At 57.0% G+C, this 17,152-nt stretch carries 9 protein-coding genes; 4 read left to right on the top strand and 5 right to left on the bottom strand.

The window, feature by feature from the left end; genetic code table 11:
* Positions 1 to 40: 40 nt before the first annotated feature.
* A complete protein-coding gene (gene gdhA / locus BMW31_RS00900; RefSeq protein ID WP_091819931.1) occupies positions 41 to 1,378 on the bottom strand; it encodes an NADP-specific glutamate dehydrogenase in 1,338 nt (445 codons plus the stop codon).
* 286 nt (positions 1,379 to 1,664) lie between these two features.
* Between gdhA and BMW31_RS00895 the strand changes: the two genes are divergently transcribed.
* From BMW31_RS00895 to BMW31_RS00880, 4 genes are all read left to right on the top strand, one after another.
* Positions 1,665 to 4,637, top strand: a complete 2,973-nt coding sequence (locus tag BMW31_RS00895) for a PEP/pyruvate-binding domain-containing protein (RefSeq protein WP_091819928.1) — start codon at positions 1,665 to 1,667, stop codon at positions 4,635 to 4,637.
* Positions 4,638 to 5,022: 385 nt separating this feature from the next.
* Complete coding sequence (locus BMW31_RS00890) at positions 5,023 to 6,873, top strand: MutS-related protein (protein WP_255404769.1); 1,851 nt, start codon at positions 5,023 to 5,025, stop codon at positions 6,871 to 6,873.
* Between the two features lie 96 nt (positions 6,874 to 6,969).
* Positions 6,970 to 7,683 carry an MIP/aquaporin family protein gene (locus BMW31_RS00885; protein WP_091819926.1) on the top strand — a complete coding sequence of 238 codons (714 nt, stop codon included), beginning with the start codon at positions 6,970 to 6,972 and terminating at the stop codon, positions 7,681 to 7,683.
* Between the two features lie 80 nt (positions 7,684 to 7,763).
* On the top strand, positions 7,764 to 8,975 hold the full coding sequence (locus BMW31_RS00880; RefSeq protein ID WP_091819924.1) for a sugar MFS transporter: 1,212 nt from the start codon (positions 7,764 to 7,766) through the stop codon (positions 8,973 to 8,975).
* A gap of 54 nt (positions 8,976 to 9,029) precedes the next feature.
* Here BMW31_RS00880 and BMW31_RS00875 read toward each other — a convergent pair whose 3' ends face one another.
* The 4 genes from BMW31_RS00875 to BMW31_RS00860 form a co-directional block, all read right to left on the bottom strand.
* Positions 9,030 to 10,640, bottom strand: a complete 1,611-nt coding sequence (locus BMW31_RS00875) for an MGH1-like glycoside hydrolase domain-containing protein (RefSeq protein WP_091819922.1) — start codon at positions 10,638 to 10,640, stop codon at positions 9,030 to 9,032.
* A gap of 11 nt (positions 10,641 to 10,651) precedes the next feature.
* Entirely contained in the window at positions 10,652 to 11,779 is a 1,128-nt protein-coding gene (locus tag BMW31_RS00870) for an alkaline phosphatase (protein WP_091819920.1), read from the bottom strand.
* A gap of 273 nt (positions 11,780 to 12,052) precedes the next feature.
* On the bottom strand, positions 12,053 to 13,744 hold the full coding sequence (locus tag BMW31_RS00865) for a RagB/SusD family nutrient uptake outer membrane protein (RefSeq protein WP_091819917.1): 1,692 nt from the start codon (positions 13,742 to 13,744) through the stop codon (positions 12,053 to 12,055).
* Between the two features lie 28 nt (positions 13,745 to 13,772).
* Positions 13,773 to 16,949: a SusC/RagA family TonB-linked outer membrane protein gene (locus BMW31_RS00860; protein WP_255404768.1), complete on the bottom strand. Its 3,177-nt coding sequence runs from the start codon at positions 16,947 to 16,949 to the stop codon at positions 13,773 to 13,775.
* Positions 16,950 to 17,152 lie beyond the last annotated feature (203 nt).

Below are 17,152 nucleotides of genomic sequence, written 5' to 3'. Positions count from 1 at the left end.
CTCCCTCCCCGTGAGGAGGGAGAGAGTGGGGAGAGGCGTTTTATACGATGCCTTGCGCCATCATGGCATTGGCCACCTTCATGAATCCGGCAATGTTGGCACCCTTCACGTAGTCTACGTAGCCGTCGGGTTGTGTGCCGTACTTCACGCACTGCTCGTGGATGGAGCTCATGATGTAGTGCAGTTTCTCGTCAACTTCGTCCTTGCTCCAGTGCAGACGTATGGAGTTCTGCGTCATTTCCAGTCCGGATGTGGCCACGCCGCCTGCATTTACGGCCTTGCCCGGTGCAAAGAGCTGCTTTGCAGCGATGAACTTGTCTACTGCCTCGGCCGTACATCCCATGTTGCTCACCTCGGCAACGCAGAGCGGATGGTTGGTCAGAATCTGTTCAGCGTCATTACCGTTCAGCTCGTTCTGCGTGGCGCAGGTCAGGTAAATGTCCGCTTTCTGCTCCCAGGGCTTCTTGCCGGCAATGAATTTGGCATTGGGATACTTCTCTGCATAGGGTGAGCAGATGTCGTTACCGCTTGCCCGCAGCTCGAGCATGTATTCGTTCTTCTCGCCGCTAATGCCCTCGGGGTCGTAGATGTAGCCGTCGGGGCCACTGATGGTGATAACCTTCGCGCCCAGCTGGGTGGCCTTCTTCACGGCTCCCCAGGCCACGTTGCCGAAGCCGGAAACCACTATCGTCTTGCCTTTCAGGTCGAGTCCGTGCGCTTTCATCATGTGGTTCACGAAGTAGAGGGCGCCGAAGCCGGTTGCTTCCGGCCGCAGGATGCTGCCTCCCCATTCCATTCCCTTGCCGGTGAGCACGCCCTCGTAGCGGTGCGTTAGCTTCTTGTACTGGCCGAAGAGGTAGCCTATCTCGCGGCCGCCTACGCCGATGTCGCCTGCCGGTACGTCCTCGTCGGGGCCTATGTAGCGGTAAAGTTCGTTCATGAATGCCTGGCAGAAGCGCATGATTTCAGCGTCGCTCTTGCCTCGGGGAGCAAAGTCGGAACCACCTTTAGCACCGCCCATGGGCAGCGTAGTTAAGGCATTCTTGAATGTCTGCTCAAATCCGAGGAACTTCATGATGGACAGGTTGACCGACGGATGGAACCTCAAGCCGCCCTTGTAGGGGCCTATGGCGCCGTTGAACTGTACGCGGTAGCCTATGTTTACATGCACTTCGCCCTTGTCATCTACCCAAGGCACGCGAAACTCGTGCACTCGCTCCGGCTCGACGATACGCTCAACGATTTTTGCTTTTTCAAACTCAGGATGCTGCTCATAGACATCTTTGATGGACAGCAGCACTTCCTTGACTGCCTGAAGATACTCCGACTCGCCCGGATGCTTGCGTTCCAGCTCCTGCATGATTTTCTCGACTTCCATAGTAATACGTTTATTTAAAATTAGGTTAGTATTTTACACATTGTCATTGTTGACAAGGCAAATATATGCTTTTTATGGATAGCCTCCAAATTAAAAGCGGATAATTTTGAATTTTTACGTTACAATCTGTCAAATCTGCCTGTTGTCAAAGAGCGCATGACGGTTAAATCAATGCTGCAAATTAATGAAAAACTTTTCATTTTTGCAACTAAAACGACAGGAAACATTACTTTTCAGGCTGAAAACACAATATTTTACTTATCTTTGTCGCGACAAACAAGAGTCTATGAAAGCAAAGATACCACAGGAATGGAATAAGTTTTATCTGAAGGATGTGACCTTTGTCAACCTGATGATGCGGCGTATCTACAACATCCTCATCGTGGCCAACCCCTACGATGCCTTCATGCTGGAGGAAGACGGGCGCGTAGAAGAGAAGATATACAATGAGTACATGGAGCTGGGACTGCGCTATCCGCCCACCTTCACGCAAGTAAGTACGATAGCGGAGGCCGAGAAGGTGCTGGCCACCACACGCATTGACCTGGTTATCTGCATGCCGGGCAACGCCGACAACGATGCCTTCGCCGTGGCGCGAGCCATCAAGGAAGAGTTCCCGCGCATACACTGCATCGTCCTGACGCCTTTCTCGCATGGCATTACCAAGCGCATGGAGAACGAGGATCTGAGCATTTTCGACTACGTGTTCTGCTGGCTCGGCAACACCAACCTCATCATGTCGATTATCAAACTCATTGAAGACAAGATGAACCTGGAGCACGACATCCGCGAAGCTGGCGTGCAGATGATACTCTTAGTGGAAGACAGCGTGCGCTTCTATTCCTCCATCCTGCCCAATCTATACAACTACATTCTGGTCCAGAGCAAGAGTTTCTCGACCGAGGCGCTCAACACCCACTCGGCTACACTGCGCATGCGGGGCCGACCCAAGGTAGTGCTGGCGCGCAACTACGAAGAAGCAATGGATCTGTACACCAAGTATGCCGACAACACTCTGGGCGTTATCAGCGACGCCCGCTTCCCCGTAAACGGCCAGAAGGACTCCGATGCCGGCCTCAAACTGCTGCGCACCATCCGCCGCAACGACGAGTACGTGCCTCTCATCATGGAGAGTGCCGAGCAGGAGAACCGCTCCCGAGCCGAGGCAGAGCACTTCCGCTTTGTTGACAAGAACTCGAAAACGATGAACCTCGACCTGCGCAACCTGCTCGAAGAGCACATGGGCTTCGGCGACTTCATCTTCCGAGACCCCGCCACGCATGCCGAAATCATGCGCATACACAACCTCAAGGAGCTGCAGGACAACATCTTCAAGATACCCAACGACTCCATGCTCTACCACATCAGTCGCAACCACATGAGCCGCTGGCTCTGTGCGCGGGCCATCTTCCCCGTTTCCGCCTTCCTGAAAAACATCACCTGGCACAAGCTGCAGGATGTTGACGTGCACCGGCAGATTATCTTCGACGCCATCGTACAGTACCGCCAGATGAAGAACCTGGGCATTGTGGCCGTCTTCAACCGGCAGAGATTCGACAAATACGCCCACTTCGCCCGCATAGGCGACGGCTCCCTGGGCGGCAAGGGCAGAGGACTGGCTTTCCTGGACAACATCATCAAGCGGCACACCGACTTCAACCAGTTTCCCGGCGTAACGATACAGATACCCAAGACGGTAGTTCTGTGCACCGACGTGTTCGACCAATTCATGGAACGCAACGACCTCTACCCGCTTGCACTCAGTGACGTAAGCGACGAGGAAATTCTCTCCGCCTTCCTCAAGGCACAGCTCCCCGATGAGTTCATCGGCGATTTCTACGCCTTCTTCGATGCCACCAACAGCCCGATAGCCGTGCGCAGCAGCTCTTTACTGGAAGATGCGCACTACCAGCCCTTTGCAGGCATCTACTCCACTTACATGATACCGTACCTTGAAGACAAAGACCTCATGCTCCACATGCTGGCCTGCGCCATCAAGGGTGTTTACGCCTCGGTGTTCTACAAGGACTCCAAGGCCTACATGACGGCCACGAGCAACGTGATAGACCAGGAGAAGATGGCCGTCATCCTGCAGGAGGTGGTGGGCAAGCAGCATGCTACGCGCTTCTACCCCAGCTTCAGCGGCGTGCTGCGTTCGCTCAACTACTACCCCATAGGCGACGAGACGGCCGAGGAGGGCATAGCATCGCTGGCCCTGGGACTGGGCAAGTACATCGTTGACGGGGGCCAGACGCTGCGCGTTTCGCCCTACCACCCGCACCAGGTGCTGCAGACCTCGGAGATGGAAACGGCCCTGCGCGAAACCCAGACGCACTTCTACGCCCTCGACACCACGCGGGTGGGCGAGGACTTCAAGGTCGACGACGGCTTCAACATCCTCAGCCTCAAGGTCAAGGAGGCCGAACAGGACCGCACGCTCAGCTACATCGCCTCCACTTACGACCCCTACGACCAGGTTATACGCGATGGTCTTTACGAGGGCGGGCGCAAGATTATCTCCTTTGCCGGCGTGCTGCAGCAGGGCGTGTTCCCCCTGCCGGAGATACTGCAGCTGGCCATGAAGTACGGCGCCGGAGAGATGCGCCGCCCCGTGGAGATAGAGTTCGCCTGCAACCTGAACGCCGACCGCACGGGCGAATTCTACCTCCTGCAAATCCGACCCATCGTAGATTCCAAGCAGATGCTCGACGAGGACCTTGCCGCCATACCCGACTCCGACTGCCTGCTGCGCTCTCACAACTCGCTGGGGCATGGTATCACGGACGATGTAACCGATGTTTTGTACGTAAAAACCAACAGTCAGTACACCGCCATGAACAATCCGGCCGTGGCAGCTGATATCGAACGCATCAACCGCAGCTTCCTCGATGCCGGCCGCAACTACGTACTCATAGGCCCGGGGCGCTGGGGTTCCAGCGACGCCTGGCTGGGTGTACCGGTCAAGTGGCCCCATATCAGCGCGGCGAGGGTCATCGTAGAGGTGGCGCTCAAGAACTACCACGTGGACCCCAGCCAGGGTACGCACTTCTTCCAGAACCTGACGAGCTTCGGCGTGGGCTACTTCACCGTCGATGCCGCTGCCGGCAACGGCATCTACCGCAAGGAGATACTCGACGCGATGCCCGCCGTAGAAGAGACCGAGTACGTGCGCCACGTGCGCTTCCCGCAACCGCTTAAAATCATGATGGACGGCAAGAAGCAGGAGGGAGTGGTGCTGTTTACGCACACAAACTCTTGATTTAAATCAAGAAAACACGCTTTCGGCAAAATAAAAGCATGTTTTTGTTGCACGGTATGCTATTTACCTTTATCTTTGCATCGTGTTTTTCATGGTATTAGATTTAAGGTTAACAAAGATTGGGACTCAGCGGAGCCCCTTTTTTTATGCCCTTTAGTCTGGTGCGTTCGCCGTCTTCAGTCCCTCCGTTTTTCTCTGTCGTGTAACTGCCTGCTGCAGAGCGGTTTCGTAAAAGCTATGCTTCAAGCCCCCTGAATGATGCCTTCAAGGGGCCCGAACGATACCTTCGGGCGCCTTGAAGGATAGCTCCGGCCGCGTGGAGGCAGAAGTTTTTGAGCACCGGGGGGTTGCACGGGTGGGAATAAATGCGTATTTTTGCAGCCGTATGGATTGGTATCAGTACAGCTATAACTTACACGTCAACATGTCCAACAGGGAACATTACGAGGAAGGCGCAGCCCGGCTGGCCTCCGAAATCAAGTTACTCAAGCGCAGGAGCCGCGGTTACGTTGGCGCCGAGATAGTGTTTTTTCTCGCTGCCGTGGGCTTCGTGGTGCTGTACACGGTGGTGCAGTGGGGCTGGGGGCTGCTGGCGGCGGCCGCGCTGTGGCTGGCGGGCTACTTTGTGGTGCGCTGGCTGGATGTGCGCAACGACCGTACCATAGCCCGGAAGGAGGACTTGCGCAGCGTCTTCGTTCACGAGCTGGAGGCGCTGGAGGGCAACTTCTCGTCGTTCAATGACGGCAGCCGCTTCGCCAATCCGCACCATCCGTTCGCCGTAGACCTGGATGTCTTCGGCCCCGATTCGCTCTATCAGCGCATGAACCGCTGCGTTACGTCGGGCGGGGCGCAGCTGCTGGCCGGCTATCTCTCGCTCGAGTGCGCCGTCTGTCAGCCCGAGGCGATACGCCACCTGGGGCACGATGCCGGCTTCATGGACCATTTCCAGGCCCTCGGACAGCGCGGGCAGGCAGACACCGAGGCCATCCGTAAGGCCACGGAGGCCCTGTGCGGTGTGCGTGTACCGCGCTGGCTGGGCTCGTGGGCGGCTCGTGCGGCGGCCGTGTTGTTGCTGGCAGGCTTCTTTGCGGTGGTGGTTCTGGCCTTTGCGGGGCGCGTCTCTGTGGGCGTTCCCATAGCTTGGGGCGTGGTGCAGTTCTACCTCGTCTTCCTGCTGTGCCATCCGTACATCCGCCGCATCTCCAAGTCAGCCGGCTCGCTGCAGCGGCACGTAGGCCTGTACGTTAAGCTGGTGCAGCTGTGCAGGCAGAAGACGGACTGGCCGGAGGGGCTAAAGGCCGACGTGGCAGAACTGGAGGCAGCGTCCGGCTCGTTTGAGCAGCTGGAGCAGCTCATGGCTGCCATCGACCGCCGCGGCAACGAGTTCGGCCTCCTGGTTACCAATGTCTTCTATCTGGGCGACTTCTTCATCGTGCGCCGTTTTCTGCATTGGCGGGCTGCACTCGCCCAAGGGAGCGGCCGCTGGATGCAGGCCATGAGCCATGTAGACGCGCTGGTGTCGGCCGGCCGCTTTGCCTGTAACCATCCGGAGGCCTGCACGGCGGAGATTGCAGAGGGCGACGGCGTGACGTATCGGGCGCGTGGCATCTGGCATCCGTTCATCGGCAAGGATGCCGTAAGAAACGATTTCGAGATTGCGGACACACATTATTATATAGTAACGGGTGCCAACATGGCCGGCAAGAGCACCTTCCTGCGCGCCATCGGCATCAACTACGTGCTGGCAATGAACGGCATGCCCGTGTTTGCAGAGCAGCTGCAGGTGTCGCGGTTCAACCTCTTCAGCAGCATGCGCACCACCGACGACCTCACCCACGGCATCTCCTACTTCAATGCCGAGCTGCTGCGGCTGCGCCAGCTCATCGGCTTCTGCAAGACCGGAGGCCGGCAGCCGGCGGCAGGCTCCAACGGTTCCATGCGCAGTACGCTCATCATCCTGGACGAAATACTTAAGGGAACAAACTCTCTGGACAAGCTGAACGGCTCGCGACTCTTCCTCGAGAGCATCGCCAAACTGCCCGTTAGCGGACTCATAGCCACCCACGACCTGGAGCTGTCGCGCATGGGCGACGAACGTCCTGACCGCTTCCACAACTACTGCTTCGAGATAGAACTCGGCACGCAGGTTACCTATTCGTACAAGATAACGCCCGGCGTGGCTCGTAACCAGAATGCAACGTTTCTGTTACGCGATGTACTGAAAAATGTTGAGTAATTAATAATTTTTGGCTAAAAGCCATTGTCGGATAAAATATAATTGCTATTTTTGCGTTGTCTACATGAGAATTTACTTTATTAAACATCATAACAAATGAAAAAGTATTTAGCAGAAATGGTCGGCACTATGGTGCTGGTGCTCATGGGTTGCGGCGTAGCCGTATCCTTGGGATGTAACAACGCAGACCCCGAAACGGTTATCGGAACCGCTATGGCGTTCGGTCTGTCGGTAGTGGCGATGGCTTACACCATCGGTGGTATTTCGGGTTGCCACATCAACCCGGCCATAACGCTCGGCGTGTACCTGAGCGGTCGCATGAGCGCAAAGGACTGCGGCATGTACATGTTGTTCCAGGTAATAGGCGGTTTGATAGGTGCAGCCATCCTGTACGTGCTCGTTACCGCTACCGGTGGCGACCTGGCAGCCAGTGCCTTGGGCGCTAACGACCTGCAGGCACTCAATGATGCGCAGACTGTTACAGTGGCCGGAGGCCTTTTGGCAGAGATTTTCTTCACCTGCGTGTTCGTACTCGTGGTGCTTGGTGCTACCGCCAAGACCAATGGAGCGACCAATAACTTCGCCGGTCTGGCCATCGGTTTGTCGCTTGTTCTGGTTCACCTGGTTTGTATCCGCTACACCGGCACGTCCGTGAACCCGGCTCGTTCCATCGGTCCTGCTATCTTCGCACAGCTCACACCGGGCCATGCCTCCGCGCTGTCTCACCTGTGGATATTCATCGTAGGCCCGTTCATCGGCGCTGCCTTGTCAGCAGGCATCTGGAAGATGATAGAGCCCGCGGACAAATAACACTAACAAGAAAACCGTAAAACCATGAGGGGCGTTGCTTTCAGCGCCCCTCATCTTTTTGCGTTTCGAGCCATTCAGTTATGTCAAAAGACAAGCCAAAACACTCGCTGACGGACAAACGGTACGTTATTCCGTTCATTCTGATAACTTCGCTGTTCTTTCTGTGGGGCTTCGCGCGGGCCATTCTCGATGTGCTTAACAAGCATTTTCAGAATGCACTCGACATTTCAATCACCCAGTCGTCGCTCATTCAGGTGACTACTTACCTGGGTTATTTCATTATGGCCATACCTGCAGGCTGGTTCATCAACCGCCAGGGCTACCGCCGGGGTGTGGTTTTCGGCCTCATGTTGTTTGCAATCGGGGCGTTCCTGTTCATTCCCGGGGCCGAGGCAGGCACCTTCTACGCTTATCTCGGCGCGCTTTTCATCATCGGGTGCGGGCTTGTGTTCCTCGAAACGGCGGCCAATCCCTACGTTACTGAGCTGGGTGATGAGTCTACGGGCACGGCACGGCTCAACTTCTCGCAGTCGTTCAACGGCCTCGGTTCGCTTTTTGCCACCTTTACCATTGGTCAGTTCTTCTTCAGCGGCAGTGCAGAAGGCGGCGACGTGGTGATACCCTACACCATTCTTGGCGTGCTGGTGCTGCTGATAGCGATAGTTTTCTCGCGCGTGCATCTGCCCGAAATCAAGCACGAAGAAACGGAGGAAGACCGCAGCAGCGGCACTCGCATCCGGAAACTCTTCGTCCATCACCCCATGTTCGTGTTCGGTCTGTTCTCCCTCTTGGCGTATGAGATAGCCGAAATCTCCATCAACAGCTACTTCATCAACTTCGTTACGGGCAAGGGATGGATGAGTGACAACACGGCATCCGTGGTACTTACGGTGGCGCTTGCATTCTTTATGGTGGGCCGTTTCATTGGCAGCTGGGTCATGAGGCGCGTCCCCGCGGAGTACACCTTGCTGGTTTGTGCCATCGGCAGCGTGTCGTGCATGGGCGTAGTGCTGCTCGATTTGGGGCGTCTGTCTATGGTGGCAGTCATCTGCAACTACCTGTTCGAGGCCATCATGTTCCCCACCATCTTCTCATTATCCCTGTCGGGACTGGGCAATCTCACCAAGAGCGCCTCGTCGCTGCTCATGATGACGCCCATCGGAGGCTGCGGATTCCTGCTCATGGGCATCATTGCCGACAACACGAACCTCACCCTCCCGTTCGTCATTCCATTCTTAGGGTACTTCGTAGTGCTGCTTTTTGCCTCGGAGCTGACCCGCAAACGGGAATGAAAAAAGCTCAAGTTCCGTCGTCGGAGCTTGAGCTTTTCTTTTCCAGTCCTCTTGTTAAATGGTCTGGCTTCCGGCCTTCACCTCTTTTTCTGTTTTGTGATTTCCCCACAGGATAACTGCCTTGAAGGGCACGTTGGTCTTGATGGTCACCTTGGGTTGCTGCTCGCGGGAGCTGCGCCTGGCCACTTTGAAGGAGATGCTGCCATCAGGTCCGTAGGGATAACGGTCTATGCCATAGGCATCGAGCAGGTTAACGTCGATGGTGATGGTATTCTCGCCGTAGTTTGCACGTATGCCGAAGATGTACTCAATGAGCTCTGCGATGGGCGGAAGACCGGTCCATCCCACGAAGTCCTTGCGTGCCATGAAGCCCGGTTCGGCAGCTTCGGGGGCGTAGTACTCGTAGAAGGTACCCGTGCGTTGCCACACTTTGAACACGTTCCGGTAGTGATTGAGGGTGATGTCCCATGCCAGCTGGCGATAGCCTTTATCCACCAGGCCCGATATAACCATGTAGTTGGTAGGTGCCCATACGCCACCAAGCCAGTAGCGGCCGTTGGCCTTGTACTTTGGATGATCGGCCGCAAGCGATGCCACGCGGTGTGGGCGGTTGAACTTGGCCGTGTCCGCCAGGTGCGATACAAGGCTGTCGAGCCGTGCCTTGGGCAGAACGTCGGTGTGCAAGGCCCAGTAGGCGTAGATGCCTTGGGTGGTGCTGAGGCTGTCGTTGGCATATTGGTCGTACAGGAACCCGTCCTTCCGGCTCCACATGTGGGCGTTGATGTACGCGGACAGCTGCCTGATGTCGTCCTCGAAGGTCTCTATCTCCTGCCATCTCTCAAGGTAGAAGCCCATCTTGAGCAGTATGCGGGCCACCATGATTTGCTGCAGACAGGCGTCGAGCCATACCATGTGGCCGTTGCTGTAGATGGTGTTGTAACCTTCGGGCACGCGGGGCATGTTGTCCATGCCCGTTCCCCAGCCGCTTGTCCAGTAGGTTCCGTTGCGCCAGGTGCGGTTCAGCTTGAGCCATTTGTAGTAAGCCGCCAGCACCGGAAACACCTTGTTCAGCCGGTTGTCGTCGCCAAACTGGGTGTAATAGAGCCACTCCGACCACGGCAACAGGTTGGGACCGGTGCTCGTGGGGTCGTAACGGCCGAAGCAATCGGAGCCGTCGGCGCGTATCTCCCGACAGATGAAGCCGTCGGGATGCTGCTTGGCGTAGAAGTTGTCGAGCGTTTTCTGGAAGGGGAAAAAGTTCTTGCCGTAGCGGCAGAACATGGTGATGAAGGCATCGTCCCACATGAAGATGTTGCCGTTATAGGCCGGTGAGATGTAGCTGGTCACAAAACCGGAGTCGTCGAGCGGCTGGCAGATGTTCCTGATTCCGTACTGCCAGGCGCTCCAGTACATGTCAATCTCGCGCTCGTGGCCCTCCCAGTAGGGCGCCGGAAGCACGCGGCGGGCCTGCTCAAAGGTGCCGGGGCGCGTCTTCTCCACCTTTGCCGTGCGGAACGAGTTCTCCGCCACGAGCGTTTCCATTACGTAGGTGTTCTTGTAAGGCAGCTTGTAGAGGGGCGAACCCGACGGTATCAGGTTCTGTGCCACGGCCATTGCCGAGGCCGGAAGCAGCAAGGCTGCAAGCAGATATCTGTTCTTCATCATCGTGCGGGGGGTTACATTTTCATCAAACTCTTTATCTTCCAGCAGATGTCCGTATTGTCCATGATGCCGCTGAAGTGCTCGGCGCCGGGGCCGAAGGCATAGACGGGCACCATTGTACCCGTGTGGTTCTTGGACGAGAAGTTGCAGGTAACGGTGCCGCTCTGCAGGTTTCCGCCGTGCACCGTCATGCCTCCGGTCTCGTGGTCGGCCGTTACAACAACCAGCGTTTCGCCGTCGCGGGCCGCCCATTTCATCACTTCGCCCACCGTGCGGTCAAAGTCGAGCGTCTCCTTCATCAGCATGTCCAACTGGTTAAAGTGCCCGTAGTCGTCCAGTTGCGAGCCTTCAACCATCATGAAGAAGCCCTTGCGGTTCTGCGACATCAGCTCCATGCCCTTCAGCGAGGCGCGGGCCAGCAGGTCGCCGCGCTCGTCGGGCAGCGGCGTGTCTACGTCGTAAGGCACGCAGAACACCTTGCTCGTGTGCCAGGTCTGCAGGTCTTCGAAGGTTCGCGATATGTGGTAGCCCTTGGCCTGCAGCTCGCTGAAGATGTTGCGGCCGTCAGTACGCTGGGTAAAATACTTGGCGCCGCCGCCGAAAACATAGTCAACGGGGCTGTTCACATAGTCGGCTATGAGCTCTTGTGCCTTGTTCCGGTCTATGTTGTGGCAGCAGAAATCGCAGGGCGTGGCGTCCCACAGGCGGCAGGTAACGGCTATGCCGGCATCCTTGCCGCTGGCTTTGGCATAGTCAACGAGCGACTTCAGCGGCCGCCCCTGCACGTCCACGCCCACTGCGTGGTACAGAGTCTTGTGGCCGGTGGCCAGCGACGTGCCGCCCGAACCGGAGTCGGTGATGAGCCGGTTGGCAGCAGGCGTCTTCGAGAGGCCGGTGTACTGGGCGTTCTCCAGCCACAGGCGGCCCCGGTTGCAGGTCCAGGCAGCCTGGATGTGCATCAGGCTCATGCCGTCGCCTATCATCAGGATGACGTTCTTTACCTTCTTTCCCTTGGGCACGCGCAGCTTCTCCACGGTGTAAGGACGGTCGAGAGTGAAAGTCTGCAGGTTTGCTTCCTGCGCATGGAGCGAGACGGGCAGCAGGGCTGCCAGCAACGAGAGCGTGAGGTTCTTTATGTTCATGTAGTTTTTGTTGATGAGGTTCGATTGATGCAAATATACGAAATAAATAGCGAATTGCACCTTAAACAGGGTGATAATTGACTGCCCCGACGGTGCAAAAGGCATGCTTCGGGAACTTTCGACACTTGTCGCACGATTGTTTGACACTTGTCGCATTCATGTGCGACAGGTGTCGAAAGTTCCTGAAGCATGTATTCAGCACCTTTTCCGAGCACCTGTAACGCATAATCCCCACCCATGCAGGAGCGGGGATTATGGTTGGGGCCGGGGCTGTTAGTTGGAGGCGTAGCCAGCGTTCTGCCTGAGCTTGCCGTTTGACTGTATGACCGTGTTCACGCGGTAGGGGAATACGGTGTGGTTCTCGTCGATGGTACGCGGCTGCGACATGTTGGTCAGGCCGATTACTCCCTGGTAGGTCTTGCCGTTGATGGTCATTGTCGAGCCGCCTGCCGTATCGAGCGGCGAAGCCGGGTTGGCGCGGTCGGTGTGCTTGAGGCCGTGCTTGGCCGTTACCAGACGTGCGCGGGCGTCCCGGTTCCAGGCCTCGTTGCCGCTGAAAGCCCAGCGTATCAGGTCGAAACGACGGTCCGTCCACTCGCCTGCGAGTTCGCAACGGCGCTCGTGCATGAGGTCCGTCATGGTTGGTGCCGTGTAGCTTACGCCCTCGTGGGCGCGCTGGGCAATGCGGTTGAGCGGGGCTGCCGCATCGGCATTCTTGCCCTGCATGATGAGCGCCTCGGCCTTGAACAGCAGCATTTCTGCAAAACGGCAGAGCGGCAGGTTGAGTGCTGTGGTGGGGCGGTCGCCGTTGTTCGACACGTATTCACTTACGCCTTTGCTGCCGTACTTGAAAGGTTCCATGTACTTGTTGAACTGGAATCCGCACTCGTTATCTGACTGCGAGAAGTAGCTGCGCTGCTCGCCGAAGAAGGTGAACGCATCGCCGTACTTCAGTATCGTGGCGCTTCGGCGGGCGTCCTGGTCGTTGTATTCGGCGTAGAGTTCGAGCGTTGGCTTGAAGTTTCCCCATCCGTTGTAGATGCCCCAGCCCTTGTTTTCGAGCACGATGGCTGGAAACAGGCTGCCTGCATAGTTGGAGCCGCTGGAGTTTACGCTCCAGATGTACTCCTTGCTCCAGTTGTTGGCCACGGTGAAAACGTCGGCATAGTTGCCGAGCAGGCCGCGTTCGCCCTCGCTCTCAATGCGGTCTACCAGTGCCGGTATGTGTGCCCACTGGCTTGCGTCGTGGCGTGCCCAGTAGGCGTAGGTCTTCACCATGTAGGCCAGAGCGGCGTCCTTGGTGGGCCGACCGTAGTCATCCTGGCCGTAGTTCTTAAACCAATCGAGGTTGTCGGCGGCATGCTGCAGGTCTTCTATGATGAGTTTGTAGTCGTCCATCACCGTAGCCTGCTGCGTGGGTATCTCGTTCACCTGCTTCGCATAGTCGCCGAAGTCCTCGTAACGCACAAAAGGCACGCCGTTGTCGGCCCTCCCATAGCGGTACGCAATCATCAGGTGAGAGAACGCGCGCATAAAATAGGCCTCGCCGAGCGAGCGCCTGACGATGGCCGAACGTTCGGCCTCGGGTATCTGCAGGGCGTGGTACACGATGTTGTTGGCCGCGGCCATGGTGGTGTAGAACTCGTCGTAGATGGTCGAGAGGCGGCTTTCGGTGTTGCCGTCGTAGGTGAAGTTGGCCAGCGACATTTCGCCGTTGCCTCGCGAACGGCTGTAGAAGATGTCGTCTGATGCACCCTGCTCCCAGAACAAGTCACGCCCGTAAGTCTCTTCGAGGCCGAAGATGTAGTACAGGCTGTTGGTTGCCGAGATGTACGAGGCATCTGTTTTCCAGAAGTTCTTCTCCGAAGGCGCGCCCTCGTTGGTCGTGTCGAGCCAGTCGCCGGTGCAGGAGCAGAGCGTTCCGGCGGCGGCAAATAACAGGATATATAGTTTGTTGAATTTCATAATCTTGATGTTTACTTGGTGATACTCATTAGAATTTAAGCTTTACAGCCAGTGAGATGGTGCGGGCGATGGGGTACTGTCCGCAGTCAAATCCAATGCCGCCAACCTCTGGGTCGATGCCGGAATAGTGGGTGATGGTGAAGAGATTGTCGCAACTCAGCGTGAGGTCGAGGGCGCTCTGGCGGTCGTTGAAGTAGCTGATGCGGCGCAGCAGGTCGGTGAAGGAATAGCTTACGGAGAGGTTCTTCAGCCGAAGATAGGAGCCGCTCTCCAGATACCAGTCGGATTCAGTTGTGAAGTTGCCGTTTGGGTCGCTCTGACTGATGCGCGGCACGGCGTAAGTGGGGCCGTCGAGAGCCTGCAGGATGCGCTCATCTCGGTTGAAGCTGCTCAGCGCCTCGTTGAGAGTGGTGTACTTGTAGGCGTTGAATACCTTGCCGCCTGCGGCTCCCTGGAACATGAAATCAATGGAGAGCTTCTTGTAACTGAAGCCTCCGCTCAGGGCGTAGGTGAGCTTCGGCATGGCGTTACCGCGGTATTCGTAGTCTCCGCTGCCGATGGAACCGTCGCCGTCGAGGTCAACGAACTTCAGGTCTCCTGCCTTGGCGTTGGGCTGAATGCGGTTACCGGAGGCGTTAACGTAGGCTGCGGCGTCGGCATCAGTTTGGAACACGCCGGCCGTACGCACCAGGTAATAGGAGTAAAGCGGCTGTCCCTCGGCGTTGCGGTAGGGGTAGAGGGTGCTCTTGTAGTTGGTGTCGAGGGCTTCAACGGGCTTGGTGCCGTCGGGATTGGCGGCCCCGATGTCGGTCAGTCGGTTGCGCAGAGTGGCTATGTTGCCGCCAATGTAGTACGTCCAGTTGCTGCCTATGCGGTCTTTCCACAGTGCCGAGAGCTCCACGCCGCGGTTGTTCACCTCGCCGTCGTTGATGAGCGGTGCGCCGATACCGATGGTAGAAGGCCAGTCGGTGTTCTGGTATTTGATGAGATCGCGCGTGTTCTTGTCGAAGAAGTCGAGCGTCAGGCTCAGCCGGTTGCCGAACATGGCCACGTCGAGGCCGAGGTCCCACTGCTCTGAAGTTTCCCAGGTAAGGTTCGGGTTGAAAGCTGTGGCCAGGTAGGTTCCGTAGGCTATGGGCGTGTTGATGCCTATCTGGTTGCCCACGTCGCCGCTGCCAATGTAGCGGCTGGACAGCGTGGCGTTGCCGTAACCGTAGCCGATGGAGCCCAGGTTGCCAATCTTGCCCCAGCTGGCGCGCAGCTTCAGCAGGTTCAGCGTGGAGCTCTTGGGGAACCAAGGCTCTGAAGTGAGCTTCCAGGCTGCCGTAACAGAGGGGAAATCGCCGTACTTCTTGCCTTCCGGTAGCCTGCTGGCGTAGTCGCGACGGATAGAAGCGGTGAGGAAGTAACGGTCGGCAAAGCTGTAGGCAGCACGTGCCACGAACGAGAGGTTGCGGTCCTTGTTGTACTGGTCGGTAGGATTCTGATACTCGCCGGCATTGACGAAGTAGAACATCGACGGCGTTTCGTCCTTGAAGTTACGTGCCATGGCGTCGAAATAGCGGTACTGGTACTGGCTTGCCGTGGTCGAAGCCATGAGCCCCAGGGTATGACGGCCGAAGATGCGGTCGTACGACAGCGTGTTCTCCCAGTCCCATTGCGGCTCGCGATAGCTGGCTTCAAAGAGCTGGTTCTCCTGATATCCGTGTCCTATCTCGGTGCGGCGCGTGCGGTAAGTGCGCTGCATGTAGTTGGTCTGCTTGTAGGTGAAGCGGCTCGTGAAGTTGAGTCCGCGCACGGGTTGCAGAATGTCAAGGAAGGTGGAGCTGGTAACCGTCGATGCGTGGTTGTTGTTGTAAGGGTCCATCAGCATGCGGATGGGGTTGATGGCATCGCCGTGTATGTCGCCATACTGGCTGTAGGCAGCCGGCACGGTGCCCATGTAGCTGCCGTTCTCCTCGCGTGGGAACACGTTGCGCGGCATCATCAGAGCCGACGAGATGATACCTGATTCGGCGCTGGTGGTATTGGCGTCCACGGTCTTTACATCGCGCCAGCTCAGGTCTTCGCGTATGCGGATGTACTTGTTTATCATCCACATCGAGTTCAACCGGGCTATTACCTGCCGGTTGTAGGTGTTCTCGAGCGTGCCCTGGGCATTGTTTATCTCGAGCGAGAGGCGGTTGGAGAACTCCTCCGTGCCGCCTGAAATGGCGATGTTGTGGCGGTTGAACGATGCCGTACGGAAGATGGCATCAATCCAGTCGGTATTGGTCTGGCCGTAAACGGGGTCGCTGTTCAGCACGTTCCAGCCGTTGGGGAGCGTTCCACCCTGCTCTTCGTACGAGTATTTGCGCACCCTCATCTCGTCTGCCCACGAGAGCGACTGCGGCAGATTCTGCGAAGTAGAGAAGCCGAAAACGCCGTTGTACTCCACGCCCGGCCTGCCGGCAGCGGCCTGCTTGGTGGTTACGAGAATGACGCCTGCCGAACCTGCGTAGGCTCCATATATGGCTGCAGAGGCTGCATCCTTGAGTACAGTAATGTTGGTCACGTCGCTCAGGTTGAAGGGAGCGCCCGGAACGCCGTCTACCACATACAGGGGAGCCTCGCCGTTAGGCGAACCCATGCCTCGGATAGTGATGGTGGGCTCCTGTCCGGGGTGGCCTCCGTTGGCCACGACAGATACTCCCGGCACCTGTCCCTGCAGCATTTGGCTCACGCTGCTCACAGGTCGCTCCTGCAATTTGTCCACGTTCGTAACCGTTGAAACGGCCGCCGAGAGGTCTCCTTTCTTAGCCTGACCGTAGCCGATAGCCACCACCTCGTCGAGCATCAGGTTGTCATCCTGCATGGTGATGTCCATCCGGCTGCCGCGCCCAACATTGATGCGCTGGGTCTTGTAACCGATAGACGAAAGCTCGATGGTGCTGCCCTGACGCACGTTGAGGGTGAAGTTGCCGTCGGCATCGGTAATAACGCCCGTGCCGGAGCCCAGCACCTTGACCGTTACACCTACGAGTGGCTCGCCGCCGGTATCCTTAACCGTGCCGGTAATCTTGTTGTCCTGCTGCTGTGCAGCGGGCACCGTGCGCGGCGCATTGCCTGCCGACGACGGGGTGGGAGCAAAAAAACAAAAAGCTGCAAAGGCAATCGTGCACAGCACGTTGCGCCTGTTGTCAGGTGATTTCTTTAATTCCATCATGATGAATTTAGGTTATATGATAATTGTAATGTATCTGTTCACACAGTTAGACCGGGATGGTGGGATGCCAGCTGCCGCTTCTCTTTTCGGTTGGATGCAAAGATAGAAAAACTTTCAGTAATCATCCATTAAAACAGAAGATTTTTAATCAAAATGTAAAAAGCCTGCAAAAAGCAGATTGCTCCTCACTACCCGGAGCGGAG

Origin of the sequence: Prevotella sp. kh1p2 (assembly GCF_900111525.1) — a bacterium.
Taxonomy (GTDB): Bacteria; Bacteroidota; Bacteroidia; order Bacteroidales; family Bacteroidaceae; genus Prevotella.
This window is presented reverse-complemented; position numbering and strand designations above follow the sequence as displayed.